Here is a 22,601-nt window from a genome sequence, read left to right on the forward strand (position 1 = left end):
GCTTGCGAGCCACGCTTCACGGGGTTACTTCTGCCACCGAAATTTTCTTGTCCGGTTGCGACGTGGTTCGTGTTTCCATGACTTTAACAAGGCGAATCACTGCAATCTCAATCTGGGTATAGATGATGGGGGCATCGAGTAGCGTGCCGAGCCGTCCGAGCGCTTCCAATCGACCGGCAGCCAAGACAACCTCCGGTGCACAGAGGTTCCCGGCCGTGCCTTTCAAGAGGTGTGCAGCCTGTTCGACGGCCCGTTGGTCCTGGCCGGCCAAGGCGATGCGGATGTTCTCCAGCATGGATTGGTAGCGTTGAAGAAATAAGACGATCAGCTGGTCCAATAATTCACGATCGCCGCCGATGTTGCGTAACATCGTGGTGGTATCGAAAATCATCGGAAACGCGTCAGCGGCAGCTGGTGTATTGGGAGGAGGCGTACTGCCGCTGTCCATGGCCTGTGAAGGTTGTGATGTCTGAATCCACCGCTCAAGCGCACCCTTGAGTTCTTCTTTCCGAATGGGCTTCGTCAAGTAATCGTCCATGCCGGACGCGAGACAGCGCTCGCGATCTCCTTGCATAGCGTTGGCCGTCAACGCCATGATCGGAATATGGCGTGCCGTAGGGGCGTCGACCGTCGTCGATGCCTGAGCGTCGGCTTCGCGTTGACGAATGAGTTTGGTCGCGCCGAATCCATCGAGGATCGGCATCTGACAGTCCATCAGGATCGCGACATAGCCGCCTCGCTCTAATGCCGCCAATGCGTCACGACCATTTTCGACGACGTCCGATTGGTAGCCGAGTTTTTCTAACATACGGACGGTCAGTTTTTGATTGATAAGATTATCTTCGGCCACCAGGACTCGGGGCAGCGACTTGGTTTCTGCAAGCGTATGCCGCGTGATCAGTGGCGGTGCAGGTGTCGGCGTCGCCGCCGGCTGTCCTGTACTGACAAGACCCGGTAATTCCAAGACGGTTCTCAAACAGTTCGCGAGTTGATCGTGGCGGGCTGGTTTCGTGAGATAGGCGACGAACCCGGCCTGGCGGGCCAATTCCGCATGCCCTCGCTGAACGAGTGACGTGAGGATCACGAGACGGACAAGTGATCCAACGGGATGCGCCTTCAGTTCTTTGGCGAGTTGGAGTCCATCCTTGCCCGGCATCAACATGTCGACGATGGCCACATCGTACGAGACGCCTTGTGCCGCCTGCTGTTCAATCAAGTTCATCGCAGAGGCGGCATCCTGGGCGAGGTCGTCGACCATGCCCCATCCTGTCACCAGGTGATGGAGAATCATCCGGTTCGATTCATTGTCGTCGACGATCAGTACGCGCCGTCCGGTCAATTCTGCCGACGGCACGATGGCCAAGGGAGACGTCGTTTGTTTAAGGAACTGCGCCGTACACCAGAACGTACTGCCCTGCCCCGATTGACTGGTGATCCCGACCCGGCCGCCCATTTGCTCGATGAGTTGTTTCGAAATCGCGAGACCCAACCCGGTTCCCCCGTATTTCCTGGACGTCGAGCTATCGGCTTGGGTAAAGGGTTGGAAGAGCCGCGCCTGAACCTCCGGGGGGATGCCGATTCCACTATCGGTGACTTCGAATCGCACGATTACCGCATCGGTCAACTCCTGTTCGAGGAAGGCTTGAACCGTCACGTCGCCCTGGTCCGTAAATTTGATCGCATTCCCGACGAAGTTCGTGAGGATCTGGCGAAGTCGCCCGGGGTCGCCGCGCAGCCCGGTCGGGACGGCCGCATGCACCAGGCCGGTGATTTCCAAACCCTTCGTCTGCGCCCGTTCCGCGAACTGACCCAGGACATCTTCCACGGTGGTGCGGAGGTTGAAGTCGATACATTCCAGTTCCAGTTTGCCGGCTTCGATTTTGCCGTATTCGAGAATGTCGTTGATCAAGCTCAGAAGGGCTTCGCCGCATTGCCGAATGGTTTCGATGTAGGACTGTTGCTCTTCCGAAGGCTCCGTATCCATCAGCAACCCGGTCATGCCGATCACGCCGTTCATCGGCGTCCGCAATTCATGGCTGACGGTCGCCAGGAACGCGGCCTTCACTTCGGCAGCTTCCTGTGAGTCCTTGAGTGCTTGATCTAATTGACGATTGCTGTCGCGAAGGTGTTCGGATGACTGGCGTAGCGCCTCTTGAGCCGCTTTGACGTCGGTCATATCGACGGCATACCCTCGGACCAATTGCTGCGAGGGGACTGGGCAGAAAATCCACGAGAAACTTGCCTCTGGCAAGCAGACCTCTTCTCCGCGTATCTCCTGTCCCGATTCGAGGCAGCGTTGAACGAGCCGCGGAAGTTCACGTGGACAGACGGCTGGAAACCCAACGGCATCGAAGCCGAATTGTTGCAGCAACTGCGTCATCGCAGGATTCGCATAGATGAGATTGCTGTCGGCGTCTAATTCGATAATGGGAGAGGGGCTTTCTTCTGCCACGCATGCGAGGCGGTCGTAATCGTCCTGCAGCTCTCTTTCGTGAGTGAGGTCGCGTATCGTCAAGACCCCGTCGAGACTCCCTTCTGTATCCAGGAAGACATAGCTCCATTCGACCGGATGTGATTTCTGTGACGGGCCTGCGAGTATTGTCCGGGCTGCATGGATGGGGCGGCGAGTAGGAAGAGACTCGCGAATGCGTGCCGCGATGGTATGCCCGACGGTTCCCGGTTGCTGTTGCCAGATGTCCTGTATCGGCTTCGTGGCACAGAAATCGGCCGAGTATCCCAGGAGCCGAACGGCTTCGGCGTTGACCGAGAGGATCTGGAGGCCACGGTCGAGCTGGACGACCCCGATAGGGAGGGTATCCAGTAGACCCTGATCGATTAAGCTGCGAGGCGTGGAAGGTGGAGAAAGAGGCGTTCCCTTAGCCTTCCTCGTCGTTGAATGTTTCATCATGCCGCCTCCGGTTCAACGCTCTCAAGAAACAGGGCCACATTCACTCGTTCCTGAACAGGGTCCAGTACCTTCGTGATGGTTCGCGCTGAAGTCCCAACTGCCTGGACTCCAAGATCGACTCGAATCGGTGTGAGATAGGATTCGCCCTGCGCTCCCATGATCACTTTAATGACCGGCTTGAGCCGCTGTGTGGGATTCATCCCCACGACCACCGCCTGTTCTGTCGTGTTCAACTGGACTAGGCTGCCGATCGGGTAGACGCCCAGACTGCCGATCATGGCTTGGATCATCTCCTTGGCATATTGTCCTGTATCCCCAAGACGAAACAGCTGTCGGATGGCATCATGCGGCAACATGGCCGGGCGTCCTCCACGGCGACTCACCATGCCGTCATAGGTGTCCACCAGGCCAACGAGTTGGGCCAACGGGGAGAGGGAATCTCCCTGGAGTTTGTGCGGGAACCCGTTCCCATTGTGGAATTCATGATGTTCCACAACAATTCGGACGACCGCTTCCCGGTCTTCTTTCGCCTCTCGTAAGATCGCCTGTCCCAGTGCAGGATGTTGTTGCATCACCGTCCGCTCCTGTTCTGTGAGGTCGTGGCTTTTCCGGTACAGGTTTCGGGGTAGCCGAATATAGCCGATGTCGTGGAGTAACGCGCCGGCGCCGAGCGCGTCCATTTCTCCCTCCGGTATTCCATAGGATTGCGCGACGATGAGGGCCAGGGTGCAGACATCGAGGGCATGCGACGCCAACGTGCGATCGAATCGTTTCATTTTCTGGAGAAAGAGCAGACTGAGCATCCCGGCGCTGTTATCCAGGACCCGTGCGAGCACATTCGAGACGACCAGTCGCAAGGTAGCTGGGCGAGGGACGATACCTGCTTCCAACTCTTCAAACATGCGTTCCATCGAGATGATGGCTTCGGTGTAGGTCTTGTGTGCCTCCGCAGCTTGCAAGGCGGCCTGCCCTGGAGGCAGTTCTTCCTGTTGGTCAGGGGAGCGTGCTTGAGCAGCGTTCCCTTCGGTGACAGGCGCGAGCGGTGCAGTTTCCTCTGATGATGGCGCAGACGTTCCCGCAGGGCTTGACTGAGAGGAGGCGGTTGATTGCTCGGCGTTCGAGGAGAGCGAGGCCTCCTGATTACCAGGTGTCTGCTGTGCTTTCGTCGGCTGTGATGGGCTGTTTGTGACCCCGGGTGTGTGATCAGCGATTTTTTTCTCGGTCGTAGAGGGTGGCGTATTTTGCGCTGAATCAGAGGGATGTAGCCGATCCGTAGAGTGGGCTGCATGGTTCGGTTGAACTGTCTCCGTCGATGTTGTGCCCTTTGCGGATGCTGCATGGACGTCTGTTTGCTCCTGTATGTCGGGTGACGGAGGTATCTCTCCAGGGGGTAGAGGCTCCAGATCGAGACCCTGGCTTGGGTCGATCTTCAGCTCTCGGACTCCGCATTGTCTGAGCAGCTGGATATCTCCGGTATGGCGGATGAGACGTTTATGAATAAGGAAGGGGGTCCGATACCAGGGCTGGTCCATCCCGACGATAAACATGCCAGGTTTGAGTTGGTCGATCGTAATCGTTTTCACTGATTTCATGTACAAGGCCTATGGATGGTGAGTGCCGGATTGTCGGATCTGACAATTGCGCAAATCGGGTCGTGAGCGCGAGAGCCCGCCCATTGTGCTATCGGCATCTATTGAACTGGACTTGATCGAAGTGAAGGAAATTCCAGCTCAACGTATAGGGTGTAGGGCATTGTGTTACCTCAAGATTCTGTCCTTGGCACCGATAGAGTTCATCAGAGCCCGTTGCTCTTCGATGAGACGCGGTGTCTCCGCTGTCCCGCATCCTCAAGATGACTATGCGAAAACGGATATCGATCGATCAGCTCAAAATCGGCATGAAGGTCGAGAAACTCGACCGTTCCTGGCTGGCAACGCCGTTCTTGCGCCGTCGGTTCACGATCACGTCCTCGGACCAAATTGCCAAACTGCATGCAAGTGGCGTCCAGCAACTCGATGTCGAGACGGACGATGCCGGCCCAGAGCCTGGTTCGATTGCCCCAGCGATGGAAGCGGAGGCTGAAATTATGCCGCCGATCGCGCCTCATCCGGAGCCAGAACCATCGACCATCCCATTCGACGAGGAGCTCCCAGCCGCCAAACAGGCCTACAGCGCGGCGAAAATCATCATCCAGCAGTCGATGGACGATGTCAGGATGGGCCGCGCATTGAATATGGAGGCGGTCAGTGATGTGGTCGGGAGTATGGCGGACAGTATCTTACGCAGCCCTGATGCCCTCACCAGTTTGAGTCGCGTCAAACAGTTTGATGAATACACCTTCTTTCATTCCGTCAACACCTCCATCCTGGCCTTGTCGGTAGGACGGCATCTCGGATATGCGCGCGAGCCATTGATGCAGTTGGGGACCGGTATGCTCTTGCACGACATCGGGAAAACGCAGATCCCGCTCGAGATATTGAACAAGCCGGGGCGTTACGAGGCAGACGAGTTCGAGATCATGAAGCATCACGTCCTGCGCGGGGCGGAGATCCTGTCGAATACCACCGGTCTTACCGACGTCTTTCTCAATCCCACCCTGGAGCACCATGAGCGTGTGGACGGGACCGGGTATCCTCACCGGCGGGTCAAAATAGATCTCAGCCAATTCGGCCTCATTGCCGCGATCGTGGACATCTACGATGCCGTGACGAGCGATCGCTGCTATCACAAAGGGAAAACGCCGCACGATACGCTGCAACTGCTCTATCAATTGGGGACGAAGGGCCATGTCGATGGCGCGCTGGTTCAGCAGTTCGTCCAGGTTGTGGGGGTCTATCCCGTCGGATCCTGCGTCTCGCTCAGCACAGGCGAAACGGCGATCGTGAAGCAAATCAATCACCACGATCCCCTTCAACCGGTCGTCTTGTTGGTCACGGATGAAGCCGGACACCGGCGATCTTCTGCTCTCGACCTCGACCTGTCCGCGCAGACTCGCCAACCGAAGCGGACGATCGCGTTGATCCTCGATCCATCCACAGTGGGGATCGATCCCCGCCATTATCTTGACAAGGAAACGACATGACGGAACCGGAATATGCCCCCTCACGTTCGTCGATCCTCATGGTCGGATTACCACTCCAACTGGTGATCGGGTCCGATCAGGGAAAAGTCAACTGCGGATCCACATTGCTGGGCTGGAAAGAGCGAGCCTGGCTGATTTGCGAATGGCCGTTTCATTTCGGGCAAGCCGTTCCCTGCGAACCGGGCACCCGGTGTCTCGTGCGATATCTGGTCGATGGCAAGCTCATCGGCTACGAAAGCGAGGTGCGCACCACCCAGACTTCTCCAGTTCCACTTCTGTATCTTGCGTTCCCTCAAACCGTGGAGGAGATCCACCTTCGTAAGTCTGTGCGCGTACCCAGTAACGAGCCGCTCCTCCTAGTCCGTGTGGATGGTGGGGGAATGGTCTATGCCGATTCGACCGGGAACCCGACGATGGGCGGCCTCGTACAGGACCTCAGCGTGTCGGGCTGTCGAGTGGTCTTTCAGCAGCCGCATCCCAACTTGCAGCAGGGTTCCAGCGTCCAGCTTGAATTCGAGTTAATCGGCATCGGACATGTGAGTGATCTCAGCGGCGTGATTAAGAATGTGACTGAACAGGGGGATACCAAGTCCATCGGTATCGAGTTTCGTTTCGATGGGAAGGAATGTATCGAGTATCGCGGATGGGGAGGAACTGTGAAAAAAGCCATCGAGTATGCAGTGCTGCAAAAGGATCATATGCTCGGTGTGCCGCCGGGCCCAGTAACTTTTGAGTCGACCTAACCTGAGTTCCATTGCTCATAGACGATATCCTATAGGCCCTGCGTCAGATTTGACGGAGTTGTCATTTTCCCCCTGTGCCTCCAATCCCATCCAGGAATCATCTTGCCACCCTGCCGGTAACTATTGCCTAGCGCGAGAGCCCGCGCGTCGGCTATTTCGAGCAAAGTTCCGCAATATTCAGGCACTTCTAAGATAAGCCCTGCGGCACGCGAATTGAATTCCTCGTTCACGTCTCTAGTAGGTTGCGGGAACAGGATTGTGTCCGCGAGAGCGTCGATGGTCTGGATGTGTGGTCCAAGAGTAGTGTTCCTGGATGCTCAAAAAATCCGTCCAGCAAGGCCGCAGCCGACGAATGCACCGGAGGCGTAGCCTCAGGGCTACGTTAAGGATGCGTTCGAGGCGACCTGCCTGCGCGAAGCCGCTACGGCGACGGCGAGGAATGAAGCTGGCGGACTTTTTCAGCATCCTGTTAAGCGGTAACAGGCCACGGTGAGGCGAGGGGCTCAAGTTTTGATCCAGCTTGTCGATAGAGTAATCACTCACTGTATGAATGGTGCATTTTGGCAAAAACCGTAGAGAGCTTTTACAGACCCACCCCCGCGAGGCGAGAACTGTTGGCCTTGTGGTCATTGGTGGAAACTGAGCAGATCAGCCAGCAGGAACTGGGGAGGCAAATTGGCGTGAGTAGTGCCATGGCGCATAACTACGTACAGGCCTTGGTGGACCATGGCTATGTCATGACGAGCGGCGAGACGAATCGAAGCATGCGATACCTCGTGACGGCTACTGGCCGCACACGCTTGGCCACGTTGATGCGGGAGTATGCGAGTGAAATTGCGCGTATGTATTCGATCGCCAAGACCGAAGTCGAGAAACGGCTTCACCAACTGTGGAAAGAAGGCATTCAAGCGGTCGTAGTCTTCGGGGCTGCGGAGACAGGCGAGTTGATCTATAGCGCCGTGAAGTCTACGCCCATGCGTATTGTCGGCTGGGTGGATAACGATGTGGCCAAACATCAGCAACGATTCGGCGATCTGACCGTCTGTCCCCCCGACATTATTGAATCATGCCGCCCGGACGCGGTGCTCATTGCGTCATCCGGCCAGACGGACGCCATTTATTGGCAGCTTCGTCATCTCTCAAAGAAAGGGATCGCCGTTGTTACGCTCTAAGAGGCTCCTCACAGATTGCGAACCACGGTCCTATCGGGCAGGGGTTATCGGATTGGGCCAGATCGGCAATCTGTTCGATGAGGATCCCAAGCGCAAGGAGATCTGGAGTCATACGGGCGCGTACCTAGCGCTGCCGGATGTGGTGCTGGCGGCAGGCGCCGACTCGGATGCCGGGAGGCGGAACAGCTTCCTCAAACGGAGTGCAGGCGCCAAGGCCTATCGTGCCTATCGGGATATGGTCAGAGCGGAGCGCCTGGATGTTGTGAGCGTCTGTACCCCGACTGCGCTGCATCATGAAATGGTCCTCGCTGCGGTGGATGCCGGTGTCCGCGCGGTCTTTTGTGAGAAGCCCTTGGCGGCGACGCCGGAACAAGCTGCGGAGATGGTCGAGGTCTGCCAATCCGCTGGGGTCTTGTTGGCCGTCAACCATACGAGGCGGTGGGAGCCGATCTATGTGCAAGCGAAACAGCTGGTGGAGGAGGGCGCGATCGGTCGCATCGAAGCGATCGTCGGCTACTACCCGGGAAAAGTCTTCACGATGGGCACACACCTCTTCGATCTCATGCGGTTTTTCGGTGGGGACGTCCAGTGGGTCTGTGGCCAGTCGCCGAGCGCGACCATTGCGTCGGACGAAGAGGGGAGCCTGTCCGGACAACTGCAGTTTTGCTCTGGCGCCACTGGTTCCATCATTTCCGGTTGGGACCGGACCAACCATGTATTTGAACTGGATCTTGTCGGCAGCGCTGGACGATTGCGCCTGTCCGGAGACGGAGCGGCGATGGATCTTTGGCGATTCAGGGAGAGTCCTCGATATTCCGGTTATCGAGAGCTTGCGAAGGACGACGAGATCGGGCGGATTAGACAGGGGAGCCACCCTCTCGTGAGCCGGCTTGTGACCGCGATGCGCGACGTCATTGACTGTATCGGCAACGGGAAACGACCGGCATGCAGCGGGCCGGACGGCCTTGCGGCAGTGGATATTGCCTGCGCGCTCCGCGAGTCGGTGGCGCAGGGCAACAGCCGCGTGGAATTGCCTCTCGTGAGCTCAGTATCGACCTGTCGAACGTAAGGAGGAGACACCAGTGAAGAGTACAGCCACAGCCAGCAAGTTAGCGATCCTGGGAGGGACGCCGGTCCGCAACAAGCCCTTTCCTCCATACCCCACCATCGGGGATGAAGAAAAAAAAGCGGTGATGGAGGTCATGGATTCTGGACACCTGTCGAGTTTCTCTGCCAGCCGGCAGGGATTCTTGGGCGGTGAACGGGTGCAAGCCTTCGAGGCGGCCTTCGCGGCCTATCATGCGATGACATTCGGCGTCGCCTTCAACTCGGCGACATCCGGTCTGCATGCCGCCGTGGCTGCCTGCGGAGCCGGCCCAGGCGACGAAGTCATCGTCCCTCCCTACACCTTTACGGCCACCGCCACAGCCGTGTTGCACCACAATGCCATTCCCGTTTTTGCCGACGTCGATCCGGTTACGTTTTGCATGGACCCCCGCTCGTTCGAAGCGGCGATCACGCCGCGCACGAAAGCCGTCATTCCCGTGCATCTGCTCGGCCATCCGGCGGAGATGGACCAGATCATGGCGATCGCGCGCAAGCACAAGCTGAAAGTGATCGAGGATTGTGCGCAGGCGCCAGGGGCGAAGTACAAGGGCCGCCTGGTCGGGACCATGGGGGATTGCGCCGTGTTCAGCTTCCAGGAAAGCAAGAACATGATGACCGGCGAAGGCGGAATGCTCATCACGAACGATCCTGAATTGGCCGAACAGTCGCGCATGGTACGGAACCATGGAGAGACCGTGATTGCCGGGGAGGCCCGCAAATATCTGGCGCAGACGATCGGTTGGAATTATCGGATGACTGAAATCGAGGCGGCGATCGGGCTGGTTCAGTTGAAGAAGCTGGATGGCCTGAACGACCATCGGCGGATTTTGTCCCGCTATCTGCTCGATCGGCTTCCGTCTGTGCCGGGCCTCCGGTATCCGGTCGAACCGTCGCAGACCCATCACGTCTATCACGTGTTCGGCATGACCTACGATGAGAGGCGGGTCGGCATTCCCCGGCAACGGTTTATTCAGGCGCTCGTGGCCGAAGGCATTCCTGCCGGGTCCGGTTATCCCAGGCCGCTCTATCACAATCCGTTGTTCCAAGAGCGGATGGCCTATGGCAAACAGGGCTGCCCCTTCACCTGCCATCTCTATCAAGGGACCGTGTCCTATGCCAAGGGGCTCTGTCCCGTCGCCGAAGACCTCTGTGCTCAATCGGCGCTCTGGACCTTCGTCGTTCGTCCTCCCGCGACGACCGCGGACATGGACGATATCATCCATGCGTTTGAGAAAGTGGTCGAATCCATTCCCGAACTGAAGGAGCAGAGTCATGAAACGACGATCTAGCGAATCACAGGGAGTGATCGGTGTCATCCATGCGCGAGGAGGGTCCAAGCGTATTCCCCTGAAGAACATCAAGATGCTTGCCGGGCGGCCGCTGATTTCCTACATGGTGGAGGCCGCGGTCGAGAGCCGTTTGCTCGATCGTGTGATCGTCTCGACGGACCATCCGGAGATTGCGCGGATCGCGCGCGAGTATGGGGCGGAGGTCCCATTCATGCGGCCCGCCGATTTGTCGGAAGACGTGGCCTCCGAACTGGTGACGCAGCATGCCGTGCAGTTTGTCGAGGCGCAGGGCTACCAGGTCCAGATCGCCTTGACGATGCAGCCGACCACGCCGTTCTGCACGAGCGAGGATATCGACGCCTGTATCGCCAAGATGCTGGAGACGGATTTGGACACGGTGTTGACGGTCTGCGAGGTGCATGAACGGCCTGAATGGATGTACCGCCTCAACGGGGTACTGGCCGTGCCATTCACCGGCACTCTGGTCCAGGGCGACGCCGGGATCAGTCAAAAACTCCCGAAGCTCTATATTCCGAATGGAGCGGTCTGGGCGACGAGACGGTCGGTCTTGATGGAGCAGAATCTGATTACCGGGCCCCATAGCGGGATGGTGATCATGTCGCGGGAGCGGTCGGTCGATATCGATGAACCGGTGGATTTTGTGACAGCAGAAGCAATGGCAAACGAACTGATGAAAGTGAGGGCCTAAATCATGGCGAAATTGATCGGCAACTATACCGTACCGGGACAGACCGCAGAGCACGCGAAGCCGGGTCAAGCGGATGCGACCGAACGTGAGAAGGCCGAAGGGGCGCATCAAGCTCAGGTGTCCGAGTTCGAGCGCCGCGCCATGGGGAAACTCGGCGGCAGCATCGCCTTCGTCATGAAGGGTAAGAACGTGCTCTGGACAGGGGACAAGGCGGCAAGCTCAAGCAAGGGGACCGGCAATGAAAAGTAGTCTGGATCGAACCTGCATGGACCTGGTCGCCCAAGCGACGTTTCAGAAGACGGCAGAGATCGGCTTTGCCCATGCGAAGCAGAATCTGCCCTATATGAAACAGACGGTTCTGGATTTACCGCGGACCAGTCCTGAGAAGGGCACCTCGGCGATCAGTATGGCGGCAGGACCGAGCCTGCATCGGCGCGAGACCATCCAGAAGATCAAGCAACTCAACTACCGCGGCACGCTGGTTGTCGCCGATGGGGCGATGGGCCATTGTCTCCGAAACGGAGTGATTCCCGATTATGTCGTCTGCGTCGACCCGCACCCGACCTGGATCATCCGTTGGTTCGGAGATCCGGATCTGGCCAAGCGGGCGGACGACGATTATTTCCGCCGGCAGGATCTGGATCCCGCGCTGAACACGAAAGAGCGGGAGCGTAACGATGAATTGATCCGGCTGGTCAATGAGCATGGACATAAGATCAAGGTCATCATGGCGACCTGTGTGGCGCCGAATGTGGTGGCCCGCTGCCGCGAAGCCGGTATGCCGCTCTATTGGTGGAATCCGATCTGCGACGACTACGATGCGCCGAACAGCCATACCAGGCGTCTCTATGATTTGACCGGCATGCCCTGCATGGTGACCGGTGGCAACGGCGGGGCCTCTGCCTGGATTTTCGCCAACGCCATTTTAGAGAAGTCGCCCGTGGCCTTCGTCGGCATGGATCTCGGCTATGCCCCCGGTACGCCGCTGTCCAAGACCCAGTACTACCATGAGTTGATCAAGTTCTATCCTGAAGATCGCCTGAGCGAAGCCTACATCGAGATCCATAATCCGTATCTCAACGAAACCTGGTACACCGACCCGACCTACTACTGGTATCGGCAATGCTTTCTGGATGTGGTGAAGCAATCTGGTTGGACTGCCTATAACTGTACGGAAGGCGGCACGTTGATCGGCGAAGGCATCGAATGGATGGCGCTGGATCAGTTCATCAAGGAACAGCAGGGAAGCTGTCAGCTATCCGCCGTCAGCTAACGGAAGGCTGAAGGCGAGAGCGAAGGAGAGAGACATGGCTAAAGTTCTGATTATCAATCCCGTGATTCGAGCTGAAGACGATCCCCGGCATGTGCCCTATGGATTGGCTTTGATTGCCGCGGTGGCGAATCGGGAAGGACATGAGATCCAGGTATTCGACGCGAACGGTTGGCGGCCGACCGACGAGGAACTGATTGATGCCATCAAAGCGGATGCCTGGGACGTCATTGCCACCGGCGGCATCACGACGGCCTATGGATACATGAAAAAGAGCGTCCAGTTCGCCAGGCAGTACGCGCCCGATGCGCTTATCATGATGGGTGGCGGCGCTTTGACCGCCATGCCGCGGGACATCATGGAGTTCTGTCCTCAAGTCGATATCGGCGGAGTCGGGGAGGGCGTGATCACCTTCCCGGAGGTCCTGAAGAAGATCGACGAAGGTCGGGACCGGACGAGCGATTGGTCGGACGTCCAAGGCATTATCTGGCGTAATACGAAGGGCGACATCAAGCTCAACGAAGAACGTCCACTCCTTCAAGATATCGACAGCTTGCCGTTCCCGATGTACGAACTGTTCCCGCTCGACATCTACTTCAAGAACTCCTGCATTCTCTTGTCGGAAGAAGCCATGCTGGCGAAGCGGCGGCTGGACATCAACATGTCCTACGGCTGTTCTCTCATCTGCAAGTTCTGCTTCCATCTTGGGCTGACCGGCGACATGAAATATACGGATCAGGAGCAGCCGGACGGCGGCGATGTGGTGTTCAACAACGACCGCAATATCCGCTGGCATAGCCCTGAGTTCGTAGTCCGGCAAGTGAAGTATATGAAGGACCGATTCAACGTCGATTTCGTCTCGTTCCTCGACGAGAACCTCATGACCATGCATGTGTCGACGAAAAAGAAGTGGCTCTTCGAGATCTGCGACCTCTGGATCAAGGCCGGTCTCCAGCCGACCTGTGTGAGGGACGGCGTACCCCATGATCCCAAGACCTGCGACGGCGTCCATTGGGGCGGGACCAGCCATGCGACGCTGGCCTATCCGGAAGTGCTGCAGGCTATGCACAAGGCTGGCTGTACCTATCTCGATTATGGGCTGGAATCATTTTCAGACCGCGTACTCAAGACGATCGGCAAGGGTGCGACGGTCAAGACGAATGAACGCTGTTTGAAGATTACGATGGAAGCCGGCATCAGGCCGATTCCCAACCAGATCGTCGGCTTCCCCGACGAGTTCTTCGATAGTCTCTACGACAACATGGCCTTCTGGGACCGGATCGGCATCATGGTCAAGCCGTTCTTTGCCACGCCCTATCCTGGTTCCGAGTGGTACTACACCTACAAGGACCGGATTTTAGAACAGTACGGCGGCAACTTAGAGGCCTTCATCCTCGATGTCGGGGATGCCACGAAGATTACAGCGGTGATCTGTCACAACTTCAATGCGGTCGAATTACTCGGGCTTCGTGAATTGATGCTCCAGCACGACGTCAAGCGAATCAAAGAGTACGAGGCATACTGGCGCTCCATTCATGGCGAACCCAAGTTTGCCAAGGAAGTGCTGGCAGCTAAGGCGAAAGTCGAGACCGCTTCGCCACTGATACAGCTCGTGCAACTGGAACGGAAACTGGTCGCGGCAGCGTAGGAGGCATCTATGACAACCGTATGTGGGCCGAAATTGCAGAGCATCAGAATCGGTGGCCGTGATATCGGCGACGGTCAGCCGCCGTTCGTCATTGCCGAAGTCGGCATCAATCATAACGGGGACGTGAACCTGGCCAAGCAGATGGTGCATGCGGCGAAAGAGGCCGGCGCGCACTGCATCAAGTTCCAAACGCATCTCACTGGCAAGGAGATGATTCACACGCAGATGACGCCAGGCGCCATCAGCAAGGAACCGCTCTGGGACATCATCCAGCGGTGCGAATTGACTGCTGGAGAAGAGCGGGCGGTGAAGCGGCTTTGCGACGAGGTGGGGATCCTGTTCCTGTCCACTCCATTTTCACGGGAAGCGGCCGATCAACTGGAGGAATTGGGGATTCCGGCCTACAAAATCGGCTCAGGCGAGATCACGAATCTTCCGCTCATCGAACATGTCGCGAAGAAGGGGCTGCCGATGATCGTTTCGACCGGCATGACCGAGTTGGATGAGATTGCAGAGACGGTGAATCTCATCGAACGCTACGACGTGCCGTTGATCTTGTTGCAATGTACCTCCACCTATCCGACGGCCTATGCGGATGTGAAGTTGGGGGCCATCCAGGTGTTGCGAGAACGATTCGGCGTGCCGGTCGGCCTCTCCGATCATTCGGTCGGTATCTACACCGCGCTCGGCGCGGTGGCGAAAGGCGCTTGTGTGCTGGAGAAACATTTCACGACCAGCCGTCAGTTGCCGGGACCGGATCAGGGCCTCTCCCTCGAACCGCACGAACTGAGAGAACTCGTGAAGGGCGCGGACGCCATCTATCAGGCTCTTGGCTCAGAGAAAGCCATCTTGGGCAAGGAGCGGCCGGTGCTGGGATTCGCCCGTGCCTCTGTCGTCGTCATCAAACCAGTCGCAGCGGGGGACCGGTTCACCGATGACAATCTCTGGGTGAAACGTCCGGCCGACGGCGAGATTCCCGCCCGGGAATACAAGAAGCTGCTCGGACGGGTCGCCAAGGTGTCGATGCAGCCTGATCACCAGATCAAGTGGAGCGAAGTAGCGTGATGGAGACTGATGATCTTCTGTGCTCGCGCAACGCGCGCCCTCGGAAGGGCCTCGTTGGACGCGCGCAGTGGAAGATCAATCAGTCCCCATCACGAACATGATAGTGAGCGAGTTTGGAGGGAGCATCTCTATGCGTACCATTGCGATTGTTACGGAACGACGAGCGGACTATAGCCGGTTCAAGCCGATTCTTGAGTTGATCCGGGAGGACCCCGATCTCGATTACAAGCTCATCGTGACCGGCATTTCCCTGATGGCGGAGCATGGACGCGATATCGACGTAATCAAGCGGGACGGCTTTACCATTGAAGCGACGATCCCGATGTTTCTGGATCAGGCGCCGGATACCGGTGCAGAGATGACCAGGGCTATCGGTCGGGTGCTTCCCGGGTTGGTCGATCTGTTCGAGCGTCTTCGCCCGGACATCATTCTGTCGGGATTCGATATCGGGGCTAATTTCGCCGCGACCGTGGCCGGCGCTCACATGAACATCCCGGTGGCCCATATTCAAGGCGGAGAGGTCACGGGCAGCATCGACGAATCGCTTCGCCATGCGATGTCGAAATTCGCCCATTTGCACTTTCCCGCCACGGAAGACGCGGCCCAGCGCTTGATCCGTATGGGGGAACATCCGAAATCTGTCTTCGTCGTCGGCTGTCCTTCATTGGATGTGGTGCTGCACACGCCCGTCGTCTCCAAGTCCGAGGTCCTGGCGGCACATGGGCTCGATCCGGAACAGCCCTATGTCGTCATCCTGCAGCATCCGGTCACGACGGAAGTCATGCAGGCGGGAGAGCAAATCCAGGAGACCCTGGCTGCCGTGCAAGAGATGCGGATCCAAGGCGTGCTCATCTATCCGAATAACGATGCCGGCGCACAACAGATCATCCAGTACATCAAGCAGAGCCGCATCGCCGTCGTGCGTAGTCTGCCTCCTGAAGGGTTCGTCAACCTTGTACGGTATGCCGCAGCGCTCGTTGGCAACTCCAGCAGCGGGATCCACGAAACCGCAAGCCTGGGTGTGCCGACCGTGAATATCGGCAGCAGGCAGCAGGGGCGTGAACGGCCCTGTAACGTCCTGGATGCGGGTAATGACCGCGATGCCATTAAACAAGCGCTGGATGTGGCCCTCTACGACGAAGCCTTCAAGGCGAAAGTCGCGGAACGGGTGAATCCCTATGGCGATGGCCATTCGGCAGAACGCATCGTTCGTATTTTGAAGACCGTATCGCTGGATAACCTCATTCAGAAAAGGTTTTACGATGGCGAACCAGACTATCGCGGTGATCGGCGGGACCGGATTTATCGGCAGGCATGTGCTTGAAGCGCTGCCCGCGCAGCCGGCCAGAGTACTTGTGCATCGCACACAGCCCTCTTGGTTGAGGGGGCTTCAACATGTCGAGCCGATACAAGGGGACATCTTCGACCCCGCAGCGCTCGATCGTCTCTTGCATGGCTGTGAGGTGATGATCAATCTGACCGGCCAAGTCGAAGGTCCGGTGGATCGGTACCTGGACGTCAACGTGAGAGGGACTCTCAATCTGGCGCAGGCCTGCCTTCGGCAGCGCGTTCCGCGCGTGATCCATGCCTCCTCCGCGCTCGTCTATGGCGATGTACTGAATGCCACGGAAGAGAGCCCCTGTCATCCCTTCTCGCCCTACGCCACTATGAAATGCGCAGCGGAAGATATCATCTGCTCGCTGCTCAGTCCGACGACCGAGGTGATGTGTTTCAGACTGTCGAACGTCTATGGCCCGGCTCAGACCAAGGGATTGATTCCCTATCTATTGAACTGCATCCGCAGCCGGCAACGCATTTCCATCGATGCCGATGGAGCGCAAACCAGAGACTTTGTTTATGTGAAGGACGTGGCCGCGGCGTTTACGAAGGCCCTGACGACGCCTGACTGGGTCGACCGCGTCAACATAGGATCAGGCGTTCCCACCAGCGTGATCACGCTCTTGCGCCAGATTGAGGAAGTGCTGGAGCTTCCCGCGATCGGGCAATATTGCCCGGAACATACAGGCGGTGAACGGCGCAATACTGTGACGATCGATCGGGCCCTATCCGTCCTGTCCTGGCGTGCCACGACCACATTGGATGAGGGATTACGCGAGATCCTGCGCTCCCAGACGCATGCCATTCATCATGAGGTGGCGGCATGAGGCAGTTTATTGAAGGCAAGACGATCCTTGTGACCGGCGGCACCGGCTCCATCGGGTCCGAGATCGTTCGACAACTGCTCACCTACGATCCCAAGATGGTCCGGGTGCTGTCCCGTAGCGAGCACATGCAATATCAGTTGATTCAGGAACTGGGGCGTTTGCCGAACCTCGTCTGCTTCATCGGAGATGTGCGGGACCCCGAACGATTGAACCGCGCGTCGGTTGAAGCCGACGTCATCTTTCACGTCGCCGCGATGAAACATGTGCCCCTCTGTGAGTTCAACGCCTTCGAAGCCATCGAGTCGAACGTCATCGGCGCGCAGAACGTCATCAACGCCGCCATTACGAACAAAGTGAAACAGGTCATTGCGATCAGCACGGACAAGGCCGTGAATCCGATGAACGTGATGGGCGCGACCAAATTACTGGCGGAAAAACTGTTCACGAGCGCGCACCACTATGCCGGGGTCAGCGGGACCAAGTTCGCCTGTGTCCGGTTCGGCAACGTGTTGGGCTCCCGGGGCTCCGTCGTGCCGGCCTGGATCGATCAGATCGTCAAGGGTCAGCCGATGACGATTACCGATCCGGATATGACCCGATTCTTCTTGTCGATTCCGCAAGCCGTGAGTCTGGTTTTCAAGGCGATGAACCGCATGGTCGGAGGGGAGATCTTCATCTTGAAGATGCCGGTGTTGCGCATGGGGGACCTGGCGGAGGCGGTCATTCAGCATTTTTCGCCGGATCAGGGCATCGATCCCACGGCCGTCGAACGAAAGATTGTGGGGATTAGGCCTGGCGAAAAGATGTACGAACTACTCATGACGGAAGACGAATCGTCTATCGCCTTGGAAGTCGACGAGATGTTCATCATCCCGCCGCACATCGAAATCCCCCATCGAGGCCTGATGCGCCGCACCTATGAAGGTGCCCAACCGGCACCGACGGCAGGATACGACTCCCGGCGCGATTTGCCGCTGGGGCGTCGGTCGATTCTTCTAATGTTGCAAGAAGTGTTTCCCGAAAGAGTTCGGCGTCCTAGTCCCTATCGTGCGGCGCTGACAGCCTAGCTTGTCTGATCAAGGTAGATAGGCTGAAGGTTTGTAGTCTTCAGCCTTCAGCCTGAACACCGGAGTCGTTTCCATAGCCTTATCGAAAGGACCCCCTCATGAGCTTCTTTGAACAAAACCTTGCCATCCTCCTGATGCGCAATCCAGAAGTGGCCGCCATGATGACCGAGCAGGTTGATTGCAGTCACATCGAGGTCGTTCCCTCGAAGCAACCGGGAGTGTTAACGGCCTGGGTCACGTCGCCATCAGGAGAACGCGTGTTGCTCCACAATATGGAAGACCCGATCAACAGCGCGAGACGCTCGGCCGAGAAACAAGAGATGAAAGGAGAGAATGCCTCTATTTTGTTGGGATTCGGCCTGGGATATCTCGCGATTGAACTGGCAAAGAAGTTGGAGAAGAAACATCCCGTGGTGATCTGTGAGGCTGACCCGGCTATTCTGAAGACAGCGCTCACTCATGTGGATCTCACCGAAGTCTTGCGTTCCGACTTCGTACGGATCCTCACCGGTCACGAAATCGGACTGGAAAGATGGATCCAGCTGCTCGCCGTGAAGTTTATGACCGCAAAGGTGGACGTCATTTGCTACGGACCGTCGATGCGACTCCAGCCAGAGGCCTATGAACGTCTCAAGGACATCGCGCAGAAAGAGTCCCGTGCCATCATCCTGAATCGCAATACAACCATAAAGGCCGGTCAACGGCTCATGGAAAACTTTTTAATGAATTTTCCAGAGGTCATTCGATCGGCCGGAGTCAAACGTTTGGAAAACCTGTTTCAGGGTCGTCCGGCTATTTTGGTCTCGGCGGGGCCTTCGCTGGAGAAAAACATCCATCTCCTTCGTGAACTGGATGGGCGGGCCGTCATCATTGCCGTCGATACGGCTCTGCGCCTGCTGTTGCCTCTTGGGATCAAGCCGGATATCGTGACCACCATCGACTTCAACCAGATCAATTTCGAGAAGTTCAAAGACGTTCCGATCGATCCTGAAATTTCCCTGGTCTATCACTGCGGGGGATATTACGAAAGCATCAGGGCGTTCCATGGCCCTCGTTTTACGCAATCTCATGTTCCGAACCGCATCCCAGACTGGCTCTTGCAATATGTTGACGACAAGGGCGACATCGCGTCCGGGACGACGGTCGCCCATCTCTCCTTCCACCTCGCTCGGCTGATGGGTTGCGATCCCATCACACTCATTGGACAGGATTTGGCGTTTCCCAAGAATCAGATCCATGCGGCCGATCTGTCGTTGTGGAAAGTCAGTACCGAGGACTGGGACACCGTTGAGGACATCTTCGGGGAGCCGGTGGGTACGATGGGCTCATTTAAACATGCGATTCATCATTTCGAAAAGGCGTTCAAGGACACACAAGCCTTAATCATCGACGCGACGGAAGCCGGGGCAAAGAAAGCCGGCGCGCGAGTGATGCGGCTTCGGGATGTCATAGACGAGTATTGCGCGGTGCCGAAGATCGACATCAAGGGGATGCTGCGCCATCAGAGCGAACAGGAAGACCCGGTCAGGATGGACGCGCTACTGGGAGAGATGGATGGCGTGAGCGGGGAACTCGGCTCGATACAGAAGGAGTGCAAGGAGATCCTCGGTGTGGTGCGCAAGCTTCGGAAGCGAATCGACAAGGGACAGATGAACGATGAGGAATTCGGCAAGTTGTCGATGGCCGCCGAAACGCTCACGCAGGAAATGGATCGTCACGGCCGTGTGTTATACCTCTTGGGTGAACAGAACTATGCCTTGGAACTCTACATGGTGCAGCATGCCATTGCGGAAATCGATGAAATCGAAGATGTCGATGAAAAGATCACGCAACAGATTACGCGGGCTGAAGTGTACTATCCCAGCGTGACCAGAGCCGCAGGCCTTCTGAAGGCACCGTTGGATCGACTGATCCATAAGCTGAAGCGGGCTCGTGAGCTGGAACTCAAGCCGCTGGGGGCCGACGCGACAGCGGAGGATTGGTATCAGTATGGTCTCGCATACGGAAAAATCGAATATGGGCATGAGGCGCTCCAGGCCGTGCAGAAGGCGTTGGCGCGTAAACCCGATCATGTGCCGGCGTTAAAGTTTGCCGCCTCGTTGTTTCTGGCCGCCAATCGGACCAGTGAAGCCCTGGACGTATTGGTGCGGTTGAGAAGCCTCACGCGATCCGATCGGAAGCTTGAAGAATTGGTGCAAGAGGCACAGGCAAAGCACCAGGCCTGGGAGACCCGCACGGCTCGGTTGAAAGAAGAGTTCGCAGGAAAGGTTCCGACAGAATCCCTCGAAGAAGCCGGGTGGTTTTATTACAGGACGAAGGATTACGCCAAGGCGGTTTCCATCTTGGCTCGAGCGGCTCTGCAGCATCCCACTGCGGAAACCTATGCGAAGCTCGGCCATGCCAAACTGAAGCTGGAGCAGCGGGACGGCGCGGTTGAAGCCTGGGAGCAGGCGCTGGCGCTCGATCCCTCACGAGCCGATCTGTACAAGGCGATGGGGGACTTGGCGTTGGAACAAGGGTCTGAGGAACAAGCCGAAGCATTCCTCCAAGAGGCCTGTCGATTGGAAAAGGACGATCTCGACGCCTTTGAGAAGCTGGCGCGTCTCTATCTCAAGCGTGGAGCCAACATGGAAGCGGGACTTTGTTATGAGAACATGCTCCGCTTGGTGCCCAATCGGACAGATTTAATGTTGCAGATTGCGGCCCTCTATCAGCGCCAAGTTTCGTTGGCGACGACACAATGAAGATGGGCAAGAGGCTTGAAGCGAAAGGTGAGGGGGATAGCCAGAAGGCTCTCGCCCTTCGCCCCATGTTTCTCGCCATCACTGATAGATTCGTCGTGTACAAAGGCCTTCAAGATGAGGCCTTGTTTCCGGGCCTCACTCGTGCCGCCAACGGGGACTTGCTTGTCAGCTTCTGCACCCAATTCGATTGTCAGCCTGGCGGAGAGGCGTTTTTGCTTCGCTCCACGGACGAAGGCCGGACGTGGGACAGGCCAATTTCAATCGTGCGGTCCCAGAGACCGGACGGCTGTATCAACCTCTCAGTCGGTCTGACCACGCTCAGGAATGGCACGGTACTTTATCCCTGCTGCGACACCAAGATTACGCGCAAGTGGGATCAACATGAAGCCGATCTATTGATATTGCGTTCGCATGACCATGGGTCCACATGGTCCGATCCAATTCCGATCCATACAGATGTGATCGAGCCCTTTGCCTATGGGAAAATTATCGAGCTGAGAAATGGGGCTCTTCTCTGCCCGATTTGGGGGAAACGGCAATCCGATGAACCTTGGCGGACTGGCCTGGTTCGTTCGCGAGACGGCGGCCAGACATGGGGTGAACATGTCACTATCGGGTATGACCCTTATACGAGGATACCATCCCCTCAGGATGAGGTGGTGCATTGTGCCGGATTTAACGAAGCAACGTTGATGGAGTTGCCTGATGGGCCTATCCTGGCCGTTCTGCGCCAGCAGGGAGTGGGACCGGATGTACGACAACTATTCCAGTGTCTGTCCTCAGATGGTGGCCATAGCTGGTCTGCGCCTCAGCCGATGTCTCTATGGGGAACCTCTCCCTCGCTCCATCTGACGGAATCCGGCCTGCTACTACTCGGGTACCGAAACTATATGGGAAACCCTCAAGGGCTTGCGGCACCTGGCGTCGGTATGAGCCTGAGCGAAGATTTCGGCGCGACATGGACTGAACATCGATTGCTCGACGATCCCCAAGGTTATTCATATCAACATGAATTCGAAGCCGGTTATCCGGCGTTTCTCGACCTCGACCGCCATCGGACCCTGGTGGTGTTCTATAGTTTCGATCCCGCTCTTGATTCTCCACGGTATTTGGCCGCCAATCTCCTCAACCTTCCAGGCTGCTGAAAACGTCCGCCAGCATCGTTCTCGGCTCATCGAAATCCTCAACGTACCCCTGAGGGTACGCCTCCGGTTTCGCTTCGCCTGCGGCCTTGCTGGACGAACGTTTTGAGCAGCCTGCCGTGAAGCGTGAAATGCGAGAAAAGCGGGTCTGGCGAGAGCAGCGCAATTCGAAGTTTAGGATTCGTTGTTCCGATAACCTCGAACTTCGAACCTCAATTTCGAACTCTCGCCCGTCGCGCTCTTCCCGCCCGTTCCGCGCGGGCTAATAATCTGCACCAACCGCCACCAACCGGCACTGTCTTGCACTAGGACCGTCCGCCTCTAAAGTTCGTCCGGACACTGTCCGATACACAGTCCATGCAAACTCATGAACACAGGGAAAGGAGGCAAGTCGCGAAAAGGTCCCGGTGCAATGAGATGACACACATCAGGCCGACGACATGGATGTTGCGGCGTTTTAATGTTCCAGTTCTGTATCGGTCACGGAGGA

General features: G+C 57.2%; 17 protein-coding genes. 15 read left to right on the forward strand and 2 right to left on the reverse strand.

The genetic code is table 11. The features are described 5' to 3' along the window. Positions 1 to 16: 16 nt before the first annotated feature. Both Q7U76_13390 and Q7U76_13395 read right to left on the reverse strand, forming a co-directional pair. The gene (locus Q7U76_13390) at positions 17 to 2,908 is read right to left on the reverse strand and encodes a response regulator (GenBank protein ID MDO8357379.1); all 2,892 of its coding nucleotides are present in this window, start codon (positions 2,906 to 2,908) and stop codon (positions 17 to 19) included. After that, positions 2,905 to 4,500, reverse strand: a complete 1,596-nt coding sequence (locus Q7U76_13395) for a DUF3391 domain-containing protein (protein MDO8357380.1) — start codon at positions 4,498 to 4,500, stop codon at positions 2,905 to 2,907. The genes Q7U76_13390 and Q7U76_13395 overlap by 4 nt, the downstream gene beginning before the upstream one ends. Before the next feature lie 260 nt (positions 4,501 to 4,760). Between Q7U76_13395 and Q7U76_13400 the strand changes: the two genes are divergently transcribed. The 15 genes from Q7U76_13400 to Q7U76_13470 all read left to right on the forward strand — a co-directional run bounded on the left by Q7U76_13400 (position 4,761) and on the right by Q7U76_13470 (position 22,114). Further along, positions 4,761 to 5,990 carry an HD-GYP domain-containing protein gene (locus Q7U76_13400; GenBank protein MDO8357381.1) on the forward strand — a complete coding sequence of 410 codons (1,230 nt, stop codon included), beginning with the start codon at positions 4,761 to 4,763 and terminating at the stop codon, positions 5,988 to 5,990. Further along, the gene (locus Q7U76_13405) at positions 5,987 to 6,733 is read left to right on the forward strand and encodes a flagellar brake protein (GenBank protein MDO8357382.1); all 747 of its coding nucleotides are present in this window, start codon (positions 5,987 to 5,989) and stop codon (positions 6,731 to 6,733) included. The genes Q7U76_13400 and Q7U76_13405 overlap by 4 nt, the downstream gene beginning before the upstream one ends. Positions 6,734 to 7,413: 680 nt before the next feature. Continuing rightward, positions 7,414 to 7,905, forward strand: a complete 492-nt coding sequence (locus Q7U76_13410; GenBank protein MDO8357383.1) for a hypothetical protein — start codon at positions 7,414 to 7,416, stop codon at positions 7,903 to 7,905. Then, complete coding sequence (locus Q7U76_13415) at positions 7,892 to 8,974, forward strand: Gfo/Idh/MocA family oxidoreductase (protein MDO8357384.1); 1,083 nt, start codon at positions 7,892 to 7,894, stop codon at positions 8,972 to 8,974. Before Q7U76_13410 ends, Q7U76_13415 begins: the two co-directional genes overlap by 14 nt. A gap of 13 nt (positions 8,975 to 8,987) precedes the next feature. Next, positions 8,988 to 10,301: a DegT/DnrJ/EryC1/StrS family aminotransferase gene (locus Q7U76_13420; GenBank protein ID MDO8357385.1), complete on the forward strand. Its 1,314-nt coding sequence runs from the start codon at positions 8,988 to 8,990 to the stop codon at positions 10,299 to 10,301. Beyond that, positions 10,285 to 11,010 (forward strand): acylneuraminate cytidylyltransferase family protein, encoded by a 726-nt coding sequence (locus tag Q7U76_13425; GenBank protein ID MDO8357386.1) that lies wholly within the window; start codon positions 10,285 to 10,287, stop codon positions 11,008 to 11,010. Before Q7U76_13420 ends, Q7U76_13425 begins: the two co-directional genes overlap by 17 nt. A 3-nt stretch (positions 11,011 to 11,013) precedes the next feature. Further along, complete coding sequence (locus Q7U76_13430) at positions 11,014 to 11,259, forward strand: hypothetical protein (GenBank protein ID MDO8357387.1); 246 nt, start codon at positions 11,014 to 11,016, stop codon at positions 11,257 to 11,259. Further along, positions 11,249 to 12,283 carry a DUF115 domain-containing protein gene (locus Q7U76_13435; protein MDO8357388.1) on the forward strand — a complete coding sequence of 345 codons (1,035 nt, stop codon included), beginning with the start codon at positions 11,249 to 11,251 and terminating at the stop codon, positions 12,281 to 12,283. The genes Q7U76_13430 and Q7U76_13435 overlap by 11 nt, the downstream gene beginning before the upstream one ends. 34 nt (positions 12,284 to 12,317) lie before the next feature. After that, a complete protein-coding gene (locus Q7U76_13440) occupies positions 12,318 to 13,928 on the forward strand; it encodes a radical SAM protein (protein MDO8357389.1) in 1,611 nt (536 codons plus the stop codon). 9 nt (positions 13,929 to 13,937) lie between these two features. Next, on the forward strand, positions 13,938 to 14,993 hold the full coding sequence (locus Q7U76_13445) for an N-acetylneuraminate synthase family protein (GenBank protein ID MDO8357390.1): 1,056 nt from the start codon (positions 13,938 to 13,940) through the stop codon (positions 14,991 to 14,993). A gap of 130 nt (positions 14,994 to 15,123) precedes the next feature. Beyond that, positions 15,124 to 16,317 (forward strand): UDP-N-acetylglucosamine 2-epimerase, encoded by a 1,194-nt coding sequence (gene neuC, locus Q7U76_13450; protein MDO8357391.1) that lies wholly within the window; start codon positions 15,124 to 15,126, stop codon positions 16,315 to 16,317. Then, on the forward strand, positions 16,256 to 17,158 hold the full coding sequence (locus Q7U76_13455) for an NAD(P)-dependent oxidoreductase (protein MDO8357392.1): 903 nt from the start codon (positions 16,256 to 16,258) through the stop codon (positions 17,156 to 17,158). Before neuC ends, Q7U76_13455 begins: the two co-directional genes overlap by 62 nt. Beyond that, positions 17,155 to 18,225: a polysaccharide biosynthesis protein gene (locus Q7U76_13460; protein MDO8357393.1), complete on the forward strand. Its 1,071-nt coding sequence runs from the start codon at positions 17,155 to 17,157 to the stop codon at positions 18,223 to 18,225. Before Q7U76_13455 ends, Q7U76_13460 begins: the two co-directional genes overlap by 4 nt. A gap of 98 nt (positions 18,226 to 18,323) precedes the next feature. Next, the gene (locus tag Q7U76_13465) at positions 18,324 to 20,969 is read left to right on the forward strand and encodes a DUF115 domain-containing protein (protein MDO8357394.1); all 2,646 of its coding nucleotides are present in this window, start codon (positions 18,324 to 18,326) and stop codon (positions 20,967 to 20,969) included. A 2-nt stretch (positions 20,970 to 20,971) separates the two neighbouring features. Further along, on the forward strand, positions 20,972 to 22,114 hold the full coding sequence (locus tag Q7U76_13470; GenBank protein MDO8357395.1) for a sialidase family protein: 1,143 nt from the start codon (positions 20,972 to 20,974) through the stop codon (positions 22,112 to 22,114). The last annotated feature ends 487 nt before the right edge of the window (positions 22,115 to 22,601 follow it).

Source organism: Nitrospirota bacterium, from assembly GCA_030645475.1.
Lineage (GTDB): Bacteria > Nitrospirota > Nitrospiria > Nitrospirales > Nitrospiraceae > Palsa-1315.